Consider the following 19,942-nt stretch of genomic DNA (forward strand, 5'->3'; position numbering starts at 1 on the left):
GAGCGCTTTGGGCGGCCACGCCCGGATGTCGTGTGCGCAAGCCGCCCTCGAGGGCGTGATTCTGCAGCGCAGAGTGGCCTCGAGGCACACGTGCGCCGCAGGCGGGCGGCGGGCATGAAGAATCTTGGCTGGCGGGCGCATCTCGATGCAAGAGGACGCTGGTACGTATATGATTTTGAGGAAATGTGTACGGTTCGGACGACGGGTGAGTGCCAGGGATGCAGACCGAGACGAAAGAGCGTGGCGCAAGGCGGACAAGCCGGGTCGCCGAGCGCTTGGGGAGGTTCGAGCACGCCCTCGTGAGCTGGGAGGACCGCAAGCCCGGCCGCACGGGGCGCGGCTGCTACCACGCCTACAACGTCCTCTTCCCCCTCTTCGCCCTCATCGTCCTGGCCTGGGTGCCGCTCAGCGGGCGCGAGCTCATCTGGAACGTCGACGGCCTCAACCAGTACTACCCCTTCTTCGTCTACGAGGGCCAGTGGATCCGCTCGATCGTCTCGGGGCTCTTCTCCGGCGGAGGGCTCCAGGTGCCGCTGTGGGAGTGGTGCTCGGGCTACGGCGCCGACGTTGCCACCACCTTCGACGTCTTCCTCGACCCGCTCAACCTCGTCTCGGCCATCACGCCCGAGGCCATAAGCGAGTGGGTCTTCCAGCTCCTCGTCGTCTTCCGCCTCTACCTCGCGGGCCTCGCCTTCACCCACTACTGCCGCGTGAGGGGCGAGAGCCGCACGGGCACCGTCCTGGGCGCGCTGCTCTACGCGCTCTGCGGCGCGGGCCTCACGGTCGTGCGCTGGTCGAGCGGGCTGCATGCCCTCATCCTCTTCCCGCTCGTCCTCGCGGGTGCCGAGCGCATGCTGCAGGGCAGACGCCCCTGGGGCTACCTCGCGCCGCTCGCGCTGCTGGCCATCACCTCGTACTACTTCACGTTCATGGCGTGCGTCCTTCTCGTCGGCTACCTGGCCGTGCGCGTCGTCATGACCCAGCGCCCGAACCTCACGGCCGCGCGCTTCATGCGCTGGTTCGCCGCGTTTGCGGGCCTCACGCTGCTCGCCCTCGCGCTCGCGGGCTTCGCCATCGTGCCCGCCGTGTCCGCGCTTGCGAACATGGGTCGCGTGGTCGAGAAGAGCACGGTCGTGCCCCTGCTCTATTCCGGGGACTACTACCTCGGCCTGCTGGGAGGCTTCCTCTCGACGCACGACGTGGGTAGCGACACCTACCAGGGCTTCGGCGGCCTCGCGCTGCTCGCGATCGCGCTGCTCTTTGCGAGGCGCGGCGAGAACCGCGAGCTCAAGGCCTGCGTCTGCGTGCTCGGCGCGTTCTTCCTCGTGCCGGCCGTGGGCTCCTTCTTCAACGGCCTGAACTACGCCACGAACCGCTGGGCCTGGGCCTTCGCCCTCTGCGTCGCCCTCGTGGTCGCGCGCATGGCGCCCGCGCTCGCCCGCCCGCGCACGCTCGACCGCCGCGTGCTCGTCGCCACCGCGGCCGCCTACGCCCTGCTCCTGCTCGTGCCCTCCTTCCGCACCGAGGCCAACGTCGCGGGCTTCGCGGCCCTGCTGGCGGCCCTCGCGATCGTCTGCGCGCCGAGGCCCGAGGCCGCGCCTCGCGCCCTTCTCGCCTGCGCCCTCGCGATCTGCCTGGGCGTCAACGGCCTCTACTTCCTGGCGGCCGACGAGGGCGGCATCGCCGGCGGCCAGGTGCCGCTCGGCATGGGCTACGCCAAGCTCACGAGCGCCTCGGCGGACTCGGTCGCGCTCGAGGCGAACGACGGCGGCTGGTGGCGCTACGACGCCGGCCTCTCCGCCCCGGGCTCGGGCGCGCCCGTCGCGCGCATCCGCAACAACAGCCTGGTGCTCGGCCTCGAGGCGCCCGACTTCTACAACAGCATCTACAACGACGGCGTCGACGCCTTCCACACCGAGCTGGCCGTCGCCGGCGACGACATCAACTTCAGCTACGTGAGCCTCCAGGGCCGAAGCGACCTCATGAGCCTCCTGGGCGTGCGCTACTACGTGCAGCGCGCCGACGGGACCGACCCCGCGCCCTATGGCTTCGACGAGGCGCATCCCGTTGCCGAGAAGAGCGTGATGGGCCACCCCTACCGCCTCCTCAAGAGCGACTCGGCCATGCCCCTCGCCTTCGCGCTCGACCGCGCGATCTCGCGCTCGGACTACCTGTCGCTCGACGCCGCCAAGCGCCAGCAGGCGCTGCTGCAGGCCGTCGTGCTCGAGGACGACGCGAGTGCGGCGGAAGGCGCGGGCGCCACGCGCGTGAGCGCGGCAGACCTCGCCTTCGAGGACCAGACCCACGAGGTCGCCGTGGAGTCCACGCAGGGCGCCACCTACGAGGACGGCCGCGTCATCGCTCAGGTCCCCGGCGCGAGCGTCACCCTGCGCTTCGAGGGCAGGCCCGCCTCCGACACCTACCTGTGCCTCAAGGGCCTCTCCTACCGCGCGCTCAAGCCCTCCGAGCTCGCCGGCGATACGCAGGGCATGAGCTGGTACCAGAGGGCGAACCTGCTCGCGCAGGACCTCGCCTTCAAGGGCTCCGACGCCTACGCCCTCTCCGCGACGACCGACGCCTCCGCAGGCACGGGCTACGTCACCAACTACGTTCCGTCCGACCACATGTACGGCGGCAAGGACACCTGGCTCGTCTCGCTCGGCTACGCCGACGAGGCCGCGCACGCCGTGACCATCACCTTCAGCGAGGCCGGCGAGTACGACTTCGACGCGATCTCCGTCCAGACCGAGACCCACGAGGCGCGCGCCGACTGGGTCGCGGCCGGCCAGGCCCGCGCGCTCGAGGGCGTCAGCCGCAGCGGCAGCGGGCTCTCCGGCACGATCGAGGTCGACCAGCCCAGCACGCTGCTCTTCTCCGTCGCCTACAGCACGGGCTGGACCGCCGTCGTCGACGGCAATCCCGTGGAGGTACGGAGGGCAGACACAGGCTTCATGGCAATCGACCTCACAAAGGGTCATCATAGTGTGGAGCTTCGCTATGCAACCCCAGGCTTGGCCGAGGGCCTTGCCGTGTCGGGCGTCGCGATCCTGGCGACGGCCGCGCTGGCAGTGGCGCTGGGCCGCCCACGCAAGCGTTCGTAGGAACACGAGAGAAGGAGTAGGAATCATATGATCTCGTTCAACAAGCCGCCGTTCGTCGGCACCGAGTTCCAGAACATCCAGCAGGCGATCGACAACCTCAAGATCTGCGGTGACGGCGCCTTCACCAAGCAGTGCAGCGAATGGATCGAGCAGCGCTTCGACGCAAGGCGCGCCCTGCTCACCACGAGCGGCACGAGCGCACTCGAGCTGGCGGCGGCCCTCTGCCACCTGGAGCCCGGCGACGAGGTCATCCTCCCGTCGTTCACCTTCTCCTCCACCGCGACGGCCTTCGTCGGCCAGCGCGCCCGCCTGAAGTTCATCGACATCAGGCCCGACACCATGAACATGGACGAGAACCTCATCGAGGCGGCCATCACGCCCAAGACCAAGGTCATCGTGCCCGTCCACTACGCCGGCGTCTCCTGCGAGATGGACACCATCATGCAGATCGCGCGCGACCACGGCCTGCGCGTCGTCGAGGACGCGGCCCAGGGCGTCATGAGCTCCTACCACGGCCAGGCGCTCGGAACCTTCGGCGACTTCGGCTGCTTCTCCTTCCACGAGACGAAGAACTACTCCATGGGCGAGGGCGGCGCGCTGCTCATCCGCGACGAGGAGCCCATCGAGGACGCCGAGATCCTGCGCGAGAAGGGCACCAACCGCGCCCGCTTCTTCCGTGGCCAGGTCGACAAGTACACCTGGGTCGACTGGGGCAGCAGCTTCCTGCCGAGCGACATGCTCGCGGCCTACCTCTGGGCGCAGCTCGAGGTCGCCGACAAGATCAACGACGACCGCCTCGCCAGCTGGCAGGGCTACCACGACGCCTTCGCCGACCTCGCCGAGAAGGGCCGCGTCGAGCTGCCCACGATCCCCGAGGGCTGCGCCCACAACGCCCACATGTTCTACCTGAAGCTCCGCGACCTCGAGGACCGCACGGCCTTCATCGCGCACATGCGCGAGCGCGGCGTCCAGTGCGTCTTCCACTACGTGCCGCTGCACAGCGCGCCGGCCGGCCTCAAGTTCGGCGAGTTCGTGGGCGAGGACCGCTACACGACCTCCGAGAGCGACCGCCTCGTGCGCCTGCCCATGTACTATGGCCTGACCCGCGAGGACCGCGAGACCGTCATCGCCGCCGCCCTCGAGTACCTCGAGCGGAGCTAGTCGCATGCCCAAGAAGAAGCTCGCCGTCATCGGCGCCTCCCACTTCCAGATGCCGCTCATCGAGCGCGCCCAGGAGAAGGGCTGCGAGGTCCACGCCTTCGCGTGGCAGTGCGGCGACGTGGGCGAGACCGCCGCTGACGTCTTCCACCCCGTCAGCATCACCGAGGTCGACGAGATCGTTCGCATCTGCCGCGAGGTCGGCGTCGACGGCATCTGCACCATCGCGAGCGACCTCGCCACGGTGGCCGTCAGCCACGTCGCCGAGGAGCTCTCGCTCACGGGCAACTCCGTCGCCTGCATGGAGCGCTCCACCAACAAGAACCTCATGAGGCGCGCCTTCGAGGCGGCCGGCGACCCCTCCCCCAAGAGCCTGCTCGTCTCGCTCGAGGACGACGCCGCCGAGAAGAGCCACGCCGTGCACCTGACCGAGTCCCAGCTCGACGCCTTCGACCCCTGCGAGCACGGCCTCGCCTACCCGCTCATCGTCAAGCCCACCGACCGCTCCGGCAGCCGCGGCGTGACCAAGGTCGAGGCCGACCACGAGCCCGGCGCCGTGGCCGCCGCCCTTCGCGAGGCCTTCGAGCAGGGCTTCAGGCGCGAGGCGCTCGTCGAGGAGTTCGCCGAGGGCGACGAGTTCAGCGTCGAGGGCATGAGCTGGCAGGGCACGCACCACATCCTCACCATCACGCGCAAGGGCACCACGGGCGCGCCGCACTTCATCGAGACGGCGCACCTCGAGCCCGCGTTCCTCTCCCCCGAGCTCGACAGCCGCGTCCGCGAGGTCGTCACGCACGCCCTCGACACGCTCGGCGTCACCTTCGGCGCCTCGCACTCCGAGCTCAAGATCGCGCCCGACGGCACGATCCGCATCATCGAGATCGGCGCGCGCATGGGCGGCGACTGCATCGGCAGCCACCTCGTGCCGCTCTCCTGCGGCGTCGACTTCGTCGGCGCGGTCGTCGACGTCGCGCTCGGCAACGAACCCGACCTCACCCCCGCCCACGAGCCGCGCGCCTCGGCGTCGCGCTTCCTCTTCAACGCGGAGGATGAGGCTCTTCTCGCCCAGGTCGAGCGCGAGCACCCCGAGCTCGTCGCCTACAAGCAGATGACCTCCGACGACACCGACGGCCACAGCGTGACCGACAGCTCCACGCGCCTCGGGCACTTCGTGATGTCCGCCGCGAGCGCCGCCGACCTTGCCCCCTACCTGCCCGAGCAGCTCGCCGCCTACGCGAGGGGAGACGCTCGATGAGCAGGACCCAGGGCAGGACCCTGCTGCTTCTGCACATACTGCTGCTCTTCTACTCGCTCTCGGACGTGATGAGCAAGCTCGCCGCGGGCTTCGACTTCCTGAGCCTCGGCTTCGTCGTCTGCTACGGCGGCCTGCTCGTGATCCTGGCGGGCTACGCCATCGGCTGGCAGCAGGTCATCAAGAGGATGCCGCTCACCACGGCCTACGCCAACCGCGGCATCACGGTCGTGTGGGGCATCTTCTGGGGTGCGCTGTTCTTCTCCGAGGCGATCACGCCCGGCAAGATCGCCGGCGCCGTGATGGTCGTGGCCGGCATCGTGCTCTTCTCGCTCGCGGACGGCGAGACGCAGGAGGAGGCGGCCGATGGAGAATAGCGTCCTCATCTACTCCGGAATCCTTCTGGGCAGCGTCTTCGTGAGCGCAATCTCGCAGGTCATGCTCAAGATCTCGGCGTCGCGCCCGCACGAGAGCGCGATCCGCGAGTACGCCAACCCGCTCGTGGTCGGCGCCTACGCCCTGTTCGTCGTCTCGACGCTGCTCACGGTCTTCGCGTACCGCGAGGTGCCGCTGTCGCTCGGCCCCGTGCTCGAGTCGACGAGCTACGTCTACGTCACGATCTTCGGCGCGCTCATCTTCCACGAGCGCGTCACGGCCAAGAAGCTCCTCGCGCTCGCGCTGATCGTCGGGGGCATTTGCACGTTCGCACTACTTGGATAGAATGGGTCGAATGAATACTTCAGACATCGAAATCTCAGTCGTCGTCCCGGTCTACGGGTGCCCGGAGGCCCTCCCCGAGCTGCACCGCCGCCTCACCGAGACTCTCTCCGCCCTCGTCGGGTCCTACGAGATCATCCTCGTCGACGACCGCTGCCCCAAGGGCTCCTGGGAGGACGTCGAAAGGCTCGCGCTCGAGGACGAGCACGTGGTGGGCATGCGCCTGGCGCGCAACTTCGGCCAGTCGCGCGCGATCACCGCGGGCCTCGACCGCGCCCGCGGAACCTGGTCCGTCGTGATGGACTGCGACTGCCAGGACCCGCCCGAGTTCATTCGCGACCTCTACCTTAAGGCCAAGGAGGGCTACGACGTCGTCTTCGCGCGCCGTGGCGGGCGCAAGGACTCCGCGATCACGCTCGCGCTCTCGCGCGCGTACTACCGCGTCTTCTCCTACCTCGCCGAGACCGAGATCGACCCCACGATCGGCAACTTCTCGATCGCGAGCCGCCGCGCGCGCGAGGCCTACCTCAGCATGCGCGAGCAGGGGCGCGACTACTCGCTGTTCATGACGTGGGTCGGCTTCGAGCAGGCCACGGTCGACATCAAGGCCGAGGAGCGCTTCGCCGGCGAGTCGTCGTACTCCTTCGCAAAGAAGGTCGCGCTGGCCACGGAGACCATCACGTCGCACTCCAACAAGCCGCTGATGCTCGCCGTGAGGTTCGGCTTCATCCAGATGCTGCTCGCTCTTCTCGTCATCGTGGTGCTGATCGTCCGGCGCCTGACGGACCCGACGGTCCCCATGGGATGGCCCAGCATGCTCGCTTCGGTCTTCCTGGTGGGGGGCATGCTCGTATCGGTCATCGGCGTCGTGGGCATCTACGTGGGCAACACCTTCTCCGAGGCCAAGGGTCGACCCCTCTACCTGGTGGAGAACGAGATCCGCGACAAGGTGGACGAGCTGGCCGACAAGTAGGCCGCGCGCCACATGCGCACCGGAAGCGACAGGGGCCGCTTGCCTTCGGGCGGGCGGCCCCTCCCTTGTGGCTACTGGATGCGCATGCTCTCGATCAGGGTGCGGCGATCGTTGGGCAGCTCGCCGTTGACGACGGCCGACAGGAGCCCCTTGAGGATGAGGCCCACGCCCGGCCCCGGCTTGATGCCGGTGGCCTCGATCACGTCGGAGCCGCTCACGGCGAGGTCGCGCATGCGGTAGACGCAGCCCGACGCGAGCTCGCGGCGAAGCGCGCGCTCGACCCCGTCGATCTCGACGGCGTAGTCGGCGCACATGGGCATCTTGGAGACCGCGTCGGCGCGCTTCAGGTCGAGAAGGGCGAACGCCAGGCTCGCGGCTCGCCCGGGGCAGGCGCCCTCGAACTTGAGGAGCGTGCGGCGCATGGAGCGCGGTGTCGGCCTCACCACGTGGTCGTGCAGGCGGACCAGGGTGCGGACGGGGGCCACGAGGTCATGCGGGAGCGCGAGGCGGCGCATGACCATCTCGCTCATGCGGGCGCCGACCTTGGGGTGGCCGAAGAAGTGGCCGCGGCCGGTCTCGTCCTGCGTGAAGGTGACGGGCTTGGCCACGTCGTGCAGGAAAGCCGCCCAGCGCAGCTCCGGCGAGGCGGCGCCGCCCGTGAACTCCTCCACCGCGCGACAGACGCGCGAGGTGTGCTCGAGCACGTCGAAGGCGTGATAGGGACTGCGCTGGTCGAAGCCGACCATGGGGCCGACCTCGGGTACGGCGCGGACGAGGACCTTGGTCTCGGCCATGAGCGCCCAGCCCATGCGACCGGTGCGCACGATGCCGTCGACCTCCTGGCCGATGCGCTCGAGTGCGATGTCCTCGAGGCCGTCGGCGCAGCGCACGAGCGCCTCCTGGGTGGAGGCCTCGACCTCGAAGCCGAGGCGGCAGGCGAAGCGCACGGCCCTCAGCACGCGCAGGGCGTCCTCGTTGAATCTGAGCTCCGGGGTGCCCACGGCGCGAATCAGACCCGACCCGAGGTCCGCAAGGCCGTCAAACGGGTCGAGAAGTCCCCTCTCGGGGTGATAGGCCATGGCGTTGATGGTGAAGTCGCGCCGGGCCAGGTCGAGCGAGACGTCGTCGACGAAGGTTACCTCGTCGGGATGGCGTCGGTCGGTGTAGGAGCCCTCGACGCGGTAGGTGGTGATCTCGATGGGCTTGCCGTCCACGACCGCGGTGACGGTGCCGTGCGCGGTCCCGGTCTCGTGAACGGGGATGCTCTTCTCGCCCAGCACGCGCTTGACCTCGCGCCAGTGCGCGGAGGTGGTGATGTCGACGTCGTGGCAGGGCGCGCCGAGAAGCGCGTCGCGGACCCAGCCGCCCACGACCCAGGCCTCGAAGCCGGCGTCCTCGAGCGCACGAAGGGCGCACAGGGCGTAGTCGGGAACGCCATATGCGACGCCTCGTGGTGTTGCGCGCATCTCAACTCCTCGGCTCGGCTGGAATTTGGTTTAGAAACGAATATAACACGGCCGCAGGCGCAGGTGGACGCGGGAGTCCGCTCGCGGCGGCGGCAGCCTGCGGCACGACGAGGGCGCCCGGGGCAGGGGCTTGGCCTAGAACTCCTGGAAGGTCGGCTCGCCGACCACGCAGAGGTCCTCCCCCGCCGCCAGCTCGCTCATGGCATGCAGGAAGGGCGCCTCGGTGCCGGTGAGGAACGCGCAGTTCATCTGGACGTCCTCGGAGAAGATCGTGTCGCGGACCTTGCCGCCGTGGTCGGCAACCATGCGCTCGACGCGCCCGTACGCGGCGTACGGGATCGTGACGGTGACGCGCGTGACCATGCTCATCTCGACGATCTGGCCCGCCTTCTCGGCAGCGGCGACGGCCTCCTGCGTCGCAGCGGTGTAGGCCCTGACGAGGCCTCCCGGGCCGAGGAGGGTGCCGCCGAAGTAGCGGGTGACGACGCAGCAGACGTTGGCAAGCCCGGAAGCGCGCAGGACCTCGAGCGTCGGCATGCCCGCCGTGCGCTGCGGCTCGCCGTCGTCGGAGCAGCGCTCCCGACCGTCCGACAGGATCCAGGCGGGAACGTTGTGGCGGGCGTCGTGGTGGCTCGAGCGCACACCATCGATGAACTCGTCGGCCTCGGCAAGCGAGCCCACCCGCGCGAGCTGCGCGATGAAGCGGCTCTTGCGGTCGACGAACTCGCCCGTCGGGCGGGCGCCCTCGGCTATGGTCCTGTAGCTCTCCACGTCTCTCCCCTCGAGGCGTCGGCGCCCGGCTGGGGCGCGCATAAAAGCGCGGGCCCAGAGGGCCCGCGGGGTTCGTGCGTTGGCGTCCGCGCGTGCGCGGAATGAGGCCTGCGGCCTACTGGGTGACGACGACTGCGACCTCGCCGGCGTTGATGTGCTGCGGCGAGACGGGCTCGACCTTGGGAAGGTCGGTCGTGTTGGTGACGACCATGATGACGTCGTCCTGCTTGCCGGCGGCGATGATCTTGGAACGGTCGAAGGTCATGAGGGCCTGGCCGGCCTTGACGCGGTCGCCCTTGTTGACGAATCCGGTGAAGCCGTCGCCGCGCATCTCGACGGTGTCGATGCCGACGTGGATGAGGATCTCGACGCCGTTGTCGCCCATGAGGCCGAGGGCGTGCAGGGTGCCCGTGGTGACGGTCACCTCGCCGTCGACGGGCGAGTAGATGGTGTCGATCTCGGGCTTGATGACGACGCCCTTGCCCATGGCACCGGAGGAGAACACGGGGTCGGAGACGTCCTCCATGTTGATGACCTGGCCGGTCGTGGGAGCGTAGATGTTTGCGGGGACTGCCTCGACCTTGATGTCGTCGGGACGGCTGGGGGCCTCGGCCTTCTTGAACTTGTCAAAGATTCCCATGGTTTCGATGCTCCGATCAGGTTGGGGACTGCAGATGTCGATAACACAATTGTGACCATTGTAGTCAAAAGCGAAATCTTCGCAGCAGGTCGCGCGCGAATGCGACCAATAAATCCGCCCGCGGTCGCACGTGGGCCCGACGCGGCCCGACGCGCCCCGTGGCCTCGCGTGACGGTTATGTGCCGCCAGGATTCCTCTGCTACAATTTCTCTCGCGAAGTGGACCAGACGATCGCGGGGCACCTTGCGTGCCATGAGGAAAGTCCGGGCTCCACAGGGCAGGATGCTGGCTAACGGCCAGGCAGGGTAACCTGACGGAAAGCGCCGCAGAAAAGAAGACTCCCACCTACCGCAAGGTAAAGGGAAAAGCTGAAACGGTGGTGTAAGAGACCACCAGCGTCGTGGCGACACGGCGGCTTGGCAAGCCCCATCCGGAGCAAACGCAAATAGGAGCGCTATGGTGTGGCCCGCACTGCGCTCGGGTTGCGCGCTAGAGGGCGTCGGCAACGACGTCAGTAGATAAATGATCGTCCTCGACAGAACCCGGCTTATCGGCCCGCTTCGCACCCTTCAAACAAAAAAGGCCCCGCAGAGCGGGGCCTTTTTTGTTACCTGTTGGTTCCGACTAGTCGAGGTCGCTGAAGTCGGAGGGAGCCGCGGACGGCGAGTAGGAGACCTGCTCGCTCTCGGGCTCGGGAGTGCTCGACTGCTGGACCGGGGCCGGGGCGGAGGAGACGCGGGTGGTGCGGCCGGAGCCGTTGGGCGTGCTGATCCTCTGCTGCGGGAAGACGGAGTCCGCATCGTCGATGAAGTGCTGGAGGAGCTTCTTGTACTCGGCGCGGAAGTCCTCGCGGGACTGCTTGAGGCGGTCGATCTCGTCGAGCTCGTTCTGCTTCTCGGCGAGCGCCTGGCGAATGACCTCGCGGGCCTTCTGGTCGGCCTCGTTGCGGATGTTCTCGGCGTTGGTGCGAGCGTCGGAGATGAGCTTGTCGGCGCTCTGCTGGGCGACGATGAGGACCTGCGAGATCTGGCGCTCGGAGGCGGAGAAGTCGGCAACGGTCTGTGCGGGAGAGGGCGCGGGCGCCGGGGCGGCGCTGCTCTGCTCCTTGAGCTGGGCGACCTGGGCCTGGGCGGCGGCGAGCTGCTGCTCGGAGCTGTTAAGCCTGCCCTTGAGGTCGGCGATCTTCTGGAGCATCGCGTCGACCTCGCTCGCAAGCTGGTCGAGGAAGGCGTCGACCTCCTCGGTGTTGTAGCCGTCCTCGTGCTTCTTCGCCTGCGAGAACGTCATCTGCTCGATGTCAGCTGGAGTGATAGCCATATCTGCTCCTTATCAATTGCCACTATGCTGCGATAGCTGTACAGATAAACAACGTAAACAAGTATATCGAATCTAAATCAAGAAACGCCTCAAAAGCCAAAGAACAAGTATCGCGACCATAGGCGATACGTCTACGCCGCCAAATGGCGGCAAAATGCGCCTGAAGAGCCGCAGATAGGGCTCGACGAGCTTTCCGAGCGCCCCGTAGAACTCGCCCACGGGCGAGTCGGCGGAGCGGACGAACCACGAGAGGATCGTGTAGACGATGATGAGGATCTCGTAGGCGTAGATGAGGCGTGAGATGAGCGTATGTAGCACGAATGCTCCTCGTTGGAGGCTGTGGTCAAGGCTGTGGTGGCGACGCTACTTCGCGCGCGAGAGCTCCTCGGTGCGGGCGAGGGCGGCGTCGACGGCCTCCTCCACCCCGAAGACGAGGTTGGGCTCGAGCTCGCGCAGGCCAGCGGCGGTCGTGCCGCCGGGCGAGGTGACCCGCTCCATGTAGGAGCGCGGGTGCTCGCCGGAGTCGAGCATCTGCTGGCATACGCCGCGCATGGTGGTGAGAACCATCTCGCGGCAGTCGGCGGCGGGAAGCCCCTTCTCGACGCCCGAGCGCGTCATCGCGTCCACCATGAGGGCGATGTAGGCCGGGCCGCAGCTCACGACCGCGCCCTCGGCGTCCAACTGGTCCTCGCGCATGACCTTCGCGCAGCCGAGGGCGCCGAAGATGGCGCACGCGAGCTCGACGTCGGCATCGTTGGAGCGCGATCCGCGGCAGACCGCGGTCGCGCCCGAGAGGACCTGGACGGGCAGGTTGGGCATCACGCGCACGACGCGCGTGTCGGGCAGGAGCGACTCGAGGGTCGCAAGCGACACGCCGGCGGCGATCGAGATCACGGCGGCGGAGCCGAGGTGATCGGCGGCATCGCGAGCGACGCCGGGAAGGATCTGCGGCTTGACGGCGAGAATGACGACGTCGGGGTTCTCGGCGAGCATGTCGGCCGTGTCCGCGAAGGTGCGGATGGAGCTCTTCTCGAGCTCCGCGCGCTTCTCGGCGGAGGGGTCGCTGACGAGCACGCGCGACGCGTCGGCGGCACCGGATGCGACGAGGCCGGACGCGATCGCCCCGCCCATGGAGCCGGCGCCGATGACGGCGACGACGGAATCGATCTTCTGCATTGCCCTACCTCTCGATGAAGCCGTCAGAGGCGAGCTTGTCGAGGTCGGACTGCGAGAGCGTGACGCCCTGGGGCATCACCGCGAAGACACGGTCGCCGAGCTCGTCGACCTGTCCGCCCACGCCGCACGTGAGGCCGAACGAGAAGTCGAGGATGCGCTTGGCGATCTCGATGTTCGTGTTCTTGAAGACGAGGACCACGGGCTGGTTCGTGCGCACACGGCGGACGACCATCTGCACGTCGTCGTAGGAGACGGGCTTGAGCACGTAGGGCGGGAGCTGGCCGGAGTTCACGCGCGGCACGGGCTTGAGGCCGATGTCGCCGGGCGTGTGGCCGCCGGTGGTGTTGCCCAGCAGGCTGTCGGGCGAGCCGTAGTCGTGCTGCGGCTGCGCCGGGATGGAGGTCGTCTCCTCCGCGGCGTAGGAGTCGCGGTAGTCGGTGCGCGGCGCGTAGCTCGGGCGCGCGGCGGCAGAGGGCTGGTAGGAGACGTCACGACCGTAGCTCGCCGAGCTCGGGGCGCTCGTCGACGGGGTGCCGTCGACGAGGCGACCGGAGCGGGTGTAGACCGAGACGCTCTCGGCCTCGGGCCTGCGGCTGTTGCCGAGGAGCCCACCGTTCTCGTAGGAGTCGCCCCTGGAGTCCTGGGGCTCGTCGTAGTCGTCGTAGTACTCGTCGTCGTAGTAGTCGTCACCGGCGGGACGAAGCCTGTCCCTGATGTTGTCGAGGAAGCTCATTGTTGCCTCGCCTTCCTGGCCCGGCCAAGCCGCTGCCAATTGCCAAGTCCTGTCACCTAGTCTAGCGCGTAGCCTGGGTCGAACACGCACCTTCCAAGCCTAACGAGGGTCGAGCCCTCTTCGATTGCAATAGTGAAATCGTCACTCATTCCGCAGGATAGCACTTCGAGCTCGCAGCCAAGGTCCGCCCTCAGCTCATCGCGCAGCTCTCGCAGCCCGGCGAAGGTCGAGCGGGCGCGAGCCGCGTCGCCGCGCGGTGCCATGGTCATGAGGCCGCGCACGCTGATGCCGGGAAGCGCGAGCAGCTGCCCGAAGGACGCGTGAGCCTCCTCGGGGGAAAGGCCCGACTTCGACTCCTCGCCCGAGACGTTGACCTCGACCAGCACGTCTGCGACGGTCTCGCGGACCTCGGCGCGCTTGGAGATGGCCTCCGCCAGGTGCATCGACGAGACGGAATGGATGAGGCGCACGTTGCCGAGCACCTGGTTGATCTTGTTGACCTGCAGGTTGCCGATCATGTCGAAGCGTGCGTCGGCGGCCTCGCCGCGAGGCGCGAGCCCCTCGAGCTTGCGCTTGAGCTCCTGCGGGCGGTTCTCCCCGAAGGCGCGCCAGCCGGCCTGCCAGGCAAGCTCGACCTCGTCGACGCCGACGGTCTTCGAGACCGCGACAAGCTGCACGTCAGAGACGTCCCGCCCCGAGCGCTCGCAGGCGCCCTCCACGCGACGGAGGATCTCCTCTCGACGCCTTTTGAGGAAGGAGAGGTACTCGTCCCTCTGGTCGTCTTCCATTACGCTGCTCCCCCACTTTCACTGGTGTCCCGCGGGATGTACGCGACGGCGCCGTGGCGCCCGCACGCGCCCCGCGAGGCGCGATACGAATAGAACCGGTCGGTCGCGTGCGGCGTGGAGACGCCGCAGGACGCGATCGCCGACGCGCTCATGCCCGCCTCGACGAGCGCCGAGGTGATGCAGAACGAGAGGTCGAGGTTTCGCCTGCCGAGAAGAGCGCCGTCGCCGAACTCGCCGGCAAACTCGCGAGCCAGGTCAACCGAGACCTCGTAGTCCGCGGCCTCGATGTGCGGCCCGACATAGGCCGTGGCACTGCTCGCAGGCAGGCCCGTCAGCTCGCAGAGGGCGCTGAGCGCCTTGGCGGCGATCCGGGCGCGCGTGCCGCGCCAGCCGGAGTGCACGACCGCGAAGGCCCCGTGCTGGACGAGGACGACGGGCACGCAGTCGGCGTAGCACAGAAGCACCGGCACGCCGGGCACGCAGCAGACCACGCCGTCAGCCCCCTCGCGCGCGTCGGCGGCAAGGCGCGCCACGGCCTCGTCCGAGCCGTCGTCGACGACGACGAGGCGGTCGCCGTGCACCTGCCTCGGGCTGACGAGGCGCCCGGCGTCGGCGCCGGCGCCGATCGCGCCCATGACGCGCTCGCGGTTGGCACGCACGCTCTTCTCGTCGTCGTCACAGTCGAGCGACAGGTTGAGCGACGAGAACCGCCCCGTCGAGCAGCCTCCCGTTCGCTCGGTAAAAGCGAGCGTGACCCCGCCCGGGCGAGCGGTGTCGCCCAGCAGGGTCACGCCATTCGAGACGTATCTCGTGAGTCCCGGCACGGCCATGGCTAGAGGCGGCTGTGCTTCAGGAAGTCGGGAATGTCGAACTCCTTGTCGTTCGTGGAGCTCGTGGTGTGGGTCGGGGTGCTGGGTGCGGGAGCAGGCGCGGGGCGGCTGGACTCGCGCTTGGGGGTGCGCTCGACGTTGAGGGTCGGCAGCGACGTCTGGACGTTCGCGTCGTTGAAGCCCGTCGCGATGACGGTCACGCGGACCTGGTCGCCGAGGGACTCGTCGACGACGGTGCCGAAGATGATGTTGGCGTCGGGGTCGACGTTCTGCGCGACGAGGTCGGCGGCGTCGTTGATCTCCTGGATGCCGAGGTCCTTGTTGCCGGCGACGGAGAGCAGGACGCGCGTGGCGCCGTCGATCGAGGTCTCGAGCAGCGGGCTCGAGATGGCCTGGGCGGCCGCGTCGGAGGCGCGGGTGTCGCCGGAGGCGGTGCCGACGCCCATCATCGCGGTGCCGGCGCCGCGCATGATCGTGCAGACGTCAGCGAAGTCGAGGTTGATCAGGCCCGGGACCGTGATCAGGTCCGTGATGCCCTGGGTGCCCTGGCACAGCACGTCGTCGGCCATGCGGAACGCCTCGAGGAAGGAGGTCTTCTTCTCGGAGAGGTCGAGCAGGCGGTCGTTCGGGATGACGATGAGGGCGTCGACGTTGTCGGCAAGCCTCTGGACGCCGTCGGCCGCGCGGTTGGTGCGGGGGCGACCCTCGAAGGTGAAGGGCTTGGTGACGACGCCCACGGTGAGGGCGCCCACGTCGTTCTTGGCGATGTCGGCGACGACGGGAGCGGCGCCCGTGCCGGTGCCGCCACCCTCGCCCGCGGTGATGAAGACCATGTCGGCGCCAGCGAGGGCCTGCTTGATCTCGTCGTGGCTGTCCTCGGCCGCCTCGGCGCCCACCTCGGGGTTGGCGCCGGCGCCCAGGCCGCGGGTGATGTCGGCGCCGATGTGCACCTTGATGTCGGCGTCGGAAATGGCAAGGGCCTGGGCATCGGTGTTGATGGCGACGAACTCGACGCCGCGGATGCCCTCCTCGATCATGCGGTTGACGGCGTTCGTGCCGCCGCCACCGACGCCGACGACCTTGATGACGGCAAGGTAGTTGCTGGGGATGTCGTTCTCGATCATGGTTCCTCCTCGCTTGGCGACGGTGGCCTCGGGAGCCTTGGGGGCCTCGACCACTTCCCTTGCGGGCTCTGCCTTCTCGGTCTCGATGCTGATCCGAGCGACGCTGCCCTGGACGTTCTGCGTCCTGCTGTGCTTCATTTCCATACGTTGTGCTTTCGTCCGATTACATGGTGCCTTGCGTAAACCCTAAACCTCAGGTAGAGATATATAGCTTATCCAAAGCGACGTATAATTGCACACTTGAACTGAGTGCGTCAACCAATTTGTCGAAAATTTTGAACGCGCCGGTCACCGCAGGCGAGAAGAGCCTGCCCCGCGGCTACTCCCCGGCCGTCGATGCGGCCTGGCCCTGGCCCTGGCCCGCGTCGCCCGACTGGGCCTCGGACTGCGCCGCGCTCGCCTCGCCGGCAGCCGTCGTCGTCGCGTCGGTCACGCCGGTGGCCGTCGTCGCGTCGGTCGTCGCGCCAGTCCCCGTCGCGCCCGTCGTCGCGCCCGTCGTCGCGCCGTCGACCTTCTGCGAGGCGTCGGCGTAGTCCTGGCCCGACGTGCCGCTCCCCTGCCCGACGCTGTCCGACGACACCATGCGGTAGGACGGCTTCGACGGCACGCGCACGTTGATGTAGGTGAGCTTGCCCGCGTACTTCGAGAGGATCTCCTTGATGACGCTCTCCTTCGAGTCCACGCTCGTGGCCGGCCCGAGCGAGATCTCGACCCCGTTCTCGAGCACGCACGAGATGCTGTCGAGGCTCGACGCCGAGAAGCTCACGATCTTGTCGGAGAGCTCCTTCGAGAAGAGGCTGCGGTAGGTCGAGATCGCGTCGAGCACGTCGTCGGTGGCCTTCGAGCCCGCGACGGGGCTCACGGTCGGCGGCGTCCCGGTGATGAGCATGACGCCCATCTCGCGCGCCTTAGCGAGCGCCACCTCGTTGATCGACTTGCCCTGGCCGACGCTGAGCGGCACGGGCTCGATCCACACGTTGCCCGAGCCCAGGCACCACGCCATGTTGCCGGTGCTCATGAGCACGAGGCTGTCCACGGCGCGCTCGTGCACCTCGATCTTGAGCGTCGACGGGAACTCGCGCACGTAGGACACCTCACCCACCCACGGGTTCTTGCGCAGGTTGTTGGTGACGGCGGCCTCGTCGAGGTTGAGCAGCGTCGAGCCCGCGGGCACGTTCGCCAGCTTCGCGATGTTGGCCGACGTGATGTGCTCGGTCGAGTCGGCGACCACGGTCTGGATCGAGAACGCCGGCGTGTACGAGAGCAGCAGGTAGCCGAGAAGAGCCACCAGCGCGATCGCGGCCACCACGATCCCGCCCACGATCACGTGGCGCACGTGGGAGCGCTTGGCGCCCCTCTCTCCCGCGGAGACGCGCTGGTCGGGCACCGGCTTGCGTGCCGGCGCGGCCGCACGGGCCGCCGGGCGCTGCCGGGCGCCGCGCGAGCGGCCGGCGCCACCCGCGCGCGACGTGCGCGGCGCCTGCGAGCGGGCGCGGGGCGCGGACCCCCTCGGGGTCGCCCTCCTCTGGTTGCGAGAGTCCTGAGCCATCGTGATCCTAGGCGTCGAAGCCGAGCAGCTTGACCTCGCAGGCGAGGTCGATGCCGTACTTCTCGGCGACGCAGTCGTGAGCGTGCTGGATTATTGAGAGGACGTCCGCGGCCTTCGCGCCGCCCCTGTTGACGATGAAGTTGGCGTGCACCTCGGACACCTGCGCGGCGCCGACGGTGTAGCCCTTGAGGCCACACGAGTCTATGAGCTGCCCCACAGAGTGGCCGGGCGGGTTCTTGAACACCGAGCCGCACGACGGCTTGCCGAGCGGCTGGCGCTTCCGGCGCCTCGCGATGAGCCGCTCCATGTTGGCCGCGACCACGTCCTTCTCCGCGTCGGCGAGCTCGAAGGTCACCTCGAGGATGATCTCGTTGGTGGGGACGGAGCAGTAGCGGTAGCCCCACTCGATCTCGGAGCCCTCGTAGCGGTGGAGCCCGTCGCCGGGACGCAGCGTCACGAGGTCGACCACACGCGACCCGATCCAGTCGTGGCGGGTGCCCGCGTCCATCGAGACGGCGCCGCCCACCGTGCCGGGGATGCCCACGCAGCACTCGAGCCCCGTGAGCGAGTGCGAGAGCGTCTCGTTCACGAGCTTGGAGAGAAGAGCGCCGGCGCCGGCCGACACGATGCCGTCGTCTGCGAAGTTGATCTTCGAGAACTCGCGCCCGAGCAGGATGACGCAACCGCGGTAGCCCGCGTCGGCCACGAGCACGTTGGAGCCGCGGCCGAGAATGACCCACTCGACGCCCTCGCGCGTGAGGGTGTCGATCGTGCGAAGGAGCGCCTGGTAGCTGTGGACCGTCACCACGAGGTCGGCGGGGCCGCCGATGCGGTAGGTGGTGTAGTGCGACAGCTGCTCGTTTCGAGCGACGTCCGCGTCATAGGCGCCCGAGAGGGCCATGTATGCGTTGAAGGTGCTCAACCTAGGCCTCTTCGCCCTCGTCGAGCTCGCGCTTTGCCTCGATGAACATCGGGCCGATGGCCGTGATGTCGCCGGCGCCCTGGGTGATGAGGAGGTCGCCCGGACGGCAGACGTCGACGAGGTGCTGGACGAGGTCCTTGCGCTTCGCGACGAAGCTCACGTCGGCCACGCCGCCGGCCTCCTCGACCCTGGACGCGACGACCTTGCCCGTGACGCCCGGGATCGGGGTCTCGCCCGCCGAGAAGACCTCGGTCACGACGAGCACGTCGGCGTCGTCGAAGGCATGGGCGAACTGGTCGGCGAGCGACTGGGTCCTGGAGTAGCGGTGCGGCTGGAAGGCACAGACGATGCGCTTGAAGTCGAGGCCGCGGGCGGCGGCGAGCGTCGCCTGGATCTCGGTCGGGTGGTGGCCGTAGTCGTCGACGACGGTGATGCCGTCGATGTCGCCCACGTGGGTGAAGCGGCGGTGCGCGCCCTTGAAGGAGGAGAGCGCCTCGCCCGCTCGAGCGGCGTCGCAACCGAGCACGTCGGCGACGGCAAGGGCGGCGGTGGCGTTGGCCATGTTGTGGCGGCCGGGGTTGGCGCCGAGGCTCAGCTCGACCGTCTCGCCGGAGGGAAGCCTCACCGCGAAGTGGCTCTCGAGCGCGTGACCACCCTCGTGCGGGGTGCAGACGTAGTCGCAGGACTCGTCGAAGCCGTAGGTGAGGACGCGGCGGCCCGTGGAGCGCGCGAGCTCCGGGTAGTGCGGGTCGTCGCCGTTGATGATGACGCAGCCCTCGTCACCGACGAGGTCCATGAACTGGCAGAAGGTCTTCTCGATGTTCTCGAGGGTGCCGTAGTGGTCGAGGTGGTCCGCCTCGATGTTGGTGACCACCACGACGTCAGGGTCGAGGTAGAGGAAGGAGCCGTCGGACTCGTCGGCCTCGCATACGAAGTAGCCGCCGGAGCCGTTCTTGCCATTGGTGCCGTACTCCTCGACGATGCCGCCGATGAGGAAGGAGGGGTCCATGCCGAGGTGGTCGAGGGTCGTGGCGACCATGGAGGACGTCGTGGTCTTGCCGTGGGTGCCCGCGACGGCGACCGTGGTGGCGTCGAGCGAGAGGTGCGAGAGCATCTTGGCGCGCGGCCACACGGGGATGCCGAGCTCGCGGGCACGGATGACCTCGGGGTTGGTCTCGGGGATGGCCGAGGAGGTGACGACGACGTCGGGGGTGACCTCGTCGATGGTGGAGGCGTGGTGGCCGAGGAAGCACTTGACGCCGGCCTCCTCGAGCTGACGGACGTAGCGCGACTCCTTGAGGTCGGAGCCGCTGACCGCGCAGCCCCTCTCGTGGAGGACGAGCGCGATGCCGCTCATGCCCGCGCCGCCGACGCCGATGAAGTGAGCGCTGCTCACGTGCTTGATGTCAGAAGAATCAATCATGG

19 protein-coding genes and 1 other RNA gene are annotated in these 19,942 nt (G+C 68.4%); 7 read left to right on the top strand and 13 right to left on the bottom strand.

The window, feature by feature from the left end:
• The first annotated feature begins 275 nt into the window (after positions 1 to 275).
• The 6 genes from M5D76_RS07165 to M5D76_RS07190 are packed head-to-tail and all read left to right on the top strand — an operon-like array spanning position 276 to position 7,201.
• Positions 276 to 3,101, top strand: coding sequence for a YfhO family protein (locus M5D76_RS07165; protein WP_248922701.1), 2,826 nt, complete (start codon positions 276 to 278; stop codon positions 3,099 to 3,101).
• 27 nt (positions 3,102 to 3,128) lie between these two features.
• Positions 3,129 to 4,262, top strand: a complete 1,134-nt coding sequence (rffA, locus tag M5D76_RS07170; protein WP_248922702.1) for a dTDP-4-amino-4,6-dideoxygalactose transaminase — start codon at positions 3,129 to 3,131, stop codon at positions 4,260 to 4,262.
• A 4-nt stretch (positions 4,263 to 4,266) separates the two neighbouring features.
• A complete protein-coding gene (locus M5D76_RS07175) occupies positions 4,267 to 5,514 on the top strand; it encodes an ATP-grasp domain-containing protein (protein WP_248922703.1) in 1,248 nt (415 codons plus the stop codon).
• On the top strand, positions 5,511 to 5,888 hold the full coding sequence (locus tag M5D76_RS07180) for a DMT family transporter (protein ID WP_248922704.1): 378 nt from the start codon (positions 5,511 to 5,513) through the stop codon (positions 5,886 to 5,888). The genes M5D76_RS07175 and M5D76_RS07180 overlap by 4 nt, the downstream gene beginning before the upstream one ends.
• Positions 5,878 to 6,231 carry an EamA family transporter gene (locus M5D76_RS07185; RefSeq protein ID WP_248922705.1) on the top strand — a complete coding sequence of 118 codons (354 nt, stop codon included), beginning with the start codon at positions 5,878 to 5,880 and terminating at the stop codon, positions 6,229 to 6,231. The genes M5D76_RS07180 and M5D76_RS07185 overlap by 11 nt, the downstream gene beginning before the upstream one ends.
• A 10-nt stretch (positions 6,232 to 6,241) precedes the next feature.
• Positions 6,242 to 7,201, top strand: a complete 960-nt coding sequence (locus tag M5D76_RS07190; protein WP_248922706.1) for a glycosyltransferase family 2 protein — start codon at positions 6,242 to 6,244, stop codon at positions 7,199 to 7,201.
• A 71-nt stretch (positions 7,202 to 7,272) separates the two neighbouring features.
• Here the strand turns inward: M5D76_RS07190 and M5D76_RS07195 are convergent, their stop codons facing one another.
• From M5D76_RS07195 to M5D76_RS07205, 3 genes are all read right to left on the bottom strand, one after another.
• The gene (locus tag M5D76_RS07195) at positions 7,273 to 8,667 is read right to left on the bottom strand and encodes a CCA tRNA nucleotidyltransferase (RefSeq protein ID WP_248922707.1); all 1,395 of its coding nucleotides are present in this window, start codon (positions 8,665 to 8,667) and stop codon (positions 7,273 to 7,275) included.
• Positions 8,668 to 8,802: 135 nt separating this feature from the next.
• Complete coding sequence (locus M5D76_RS07200; protein WP_428847237.1) at positions 8,803 to 9,480, bottom strand: IMPACT family protein; 678 nt, start codon at positions 9,478 to 9,480, stop codon at positions 8,803 to 8,805.
• 73 nt (positions 9,481 to 9,553) lie between these two features.
• Positions 9,554 to 10,078 carry a PTS sugar transporter subunit IIA gene (locus M5D76_RS07205; RefSeq protein WP_248922709.1) on the bottom strand — a complete coding sequence of 175 codons (525 nt, stop codon included), beginning with the start codon at positions 10,076 to 10,078 and terminating at the stop codon, positions 9,554 to 9,556.
• A 215-nt stretch (positions 10,079 to 10,293) separates the two neighbouring features.
• Here M5D76_RS07205 and rnpB point away from each other — a divergent pair.
• Positions 10,294 to 10,644, top strand: an RNA gene (gene rnpB / locus M5D76_RS07210) — RNase P RNA component class A.
• Positions 10,645 to 10,702: 58 nt separating this feature from the next.
• Here the strand turns inward: rnpB and M5D76_RS07215 are convergent.
• The 10 genes from M5D76_RS07215 to murC form a co-directional block, all read right to left on the bottom strand.
• Entirely contained in the window at positions 10,703 to 11,395 is a 693-nt protein-coding gene (locus tag M5D76_RS07215) for a DivIVA domain-containing protein (RefSeq protein WP_248922710.1), read from the bottom strand.
• Between the two features lie 72 nt (positions 11,396 to 11,467).
• On the bottom strand, positions 11,468 to 11,713 hold the full coding sequence (locus tag M5D76_RS07220) for a YggT family protein (RefSeq protein ID WP_248922711.1): 246 nt from the start codon (positions 11,711 to 11,713) through the stop codon (positions 11,468 to 11,470).
• Between the two features lie 45 nt (positions 11,714 to 11,758).
• Positions 11,759 to 12,571 carry a pyrroline-5-carboxylate reductase gene (proC, locus tag M5D76_RS07225; protein ID WP_248922712.1) on the bottom strand — a complete coding sequence of 271 codons (813 nt, stop codon included), beginning with the start codon at positions 12,569 to 12,571 and terminating at the stop codon, positions 11,759 to 11,761.
• 4 nt (positions 12,572 to 12,575) lie between these two features.
• The gene (locus M5D76_RS07230) at positions 12,576 to 13,304 is read right to left on the bottom strand and encodes a cell division protein SepF (protein ID WP_248922713.1); all 729 of its coding nucleotides are present in this window, start codon (positions 13,302 to 13,304) and stop codon (positions 12,576 to 12,578) included.
• A 56-nt stretch (positions 13,305 to 13,360) separates the two neighbouring features.
• Positions 13,361 to 14,092 carry a YggS family pyridoxal phosphate-dependent enzyme gene (locus M5D76_RS07235; RefSeq protein WP_248922714.1) on the bottom strand — a complete coding sequence of 244 codons (732 nt, stop codon included), beginning with the start codon at positions 14,090 to 14,092 and terminating at the stop codon, positions 13,361 to 13,363.
• Positions 14,092 to 14,922 (bottom strand): purine nucleoside phosphorylase YfiH/LACC1 family protein, encoded by an 831-nt coding sequence (locus M5D76_RS07240; RefSeq protein WP_248922715.1) that lies wholly within the window; start codon positions 14,920 to 14,922, stop codon positions 14,092 to 14,094. The genes M5D76_RS07235 and M5D76_RS07240 overlap by 1 nt, the downstream gene beginning before the upstream one ends.
• Positions 14,923 to 14,924: 2 nt before the next feature.
• Positions 14,925 to 16,046 carry a cell division protein FtsZ gene (gene ftsZ / locus M5D76_RS07245; RefSeq protein WP_248923068.1) on the bottom strand — a complete coding sequence of 374 codons (1,122 nt, stop codon included), beginning with the start codon at positions 16,044 to 16,046 and terminating at the stop codon, positions 14,925 to 14,927.
• 319 nt (positions 16,047 to 16,365) lie between these two features.
• Entirely contained in the window at positions 16,366 to 17,595 is a 1,230-nt protein-coding gene (locus M5D76_RS07250; protein ID WP_248922716.1) for a cell division protein FtsQ/DivIB, read from the bottom strand.
• Between the two features lie 7 nt (positions 17,596 to 17,602).
• A complete protein-coding gene (gene murB, locus M5D76_RS07255; RefSeq protein ID WP_248922717.1) occupies positions 17,603 to 18,517 on the bottom strand; it encodes a UDP-N-acetylmuramate dehydrogenase in 915 nt (304 codons plus the stop codon).
• A 1-nt stretch (position 18,518) separates the two neighbouring features.
• Positions 18,519 to 19,940, bottom strand: a complete 1,422-nt coding sequence (murC, locus tag M5D76_RS07260; RefSeq protein WP_248922718.1) for a UDP-N-acetylmuramate--L-alanine ligase — start codon at positions 19,938 to 19,940, stop codon at positions 18,519 to 18,521.
• Between the last annotated feature and the right edge of the window lie 2 nt (positions 19,941 to 19,942).

Origin of the sequence: Olsenella intestinalis, assembly GCF_023276655.1 — a bacterium.
GTDB lineage: Bacteria > Actinomycetota > Coriobacteriia > Coriobacteriales > Atopobiaceae > Olsenella_J > Olsenella_J intestinalis.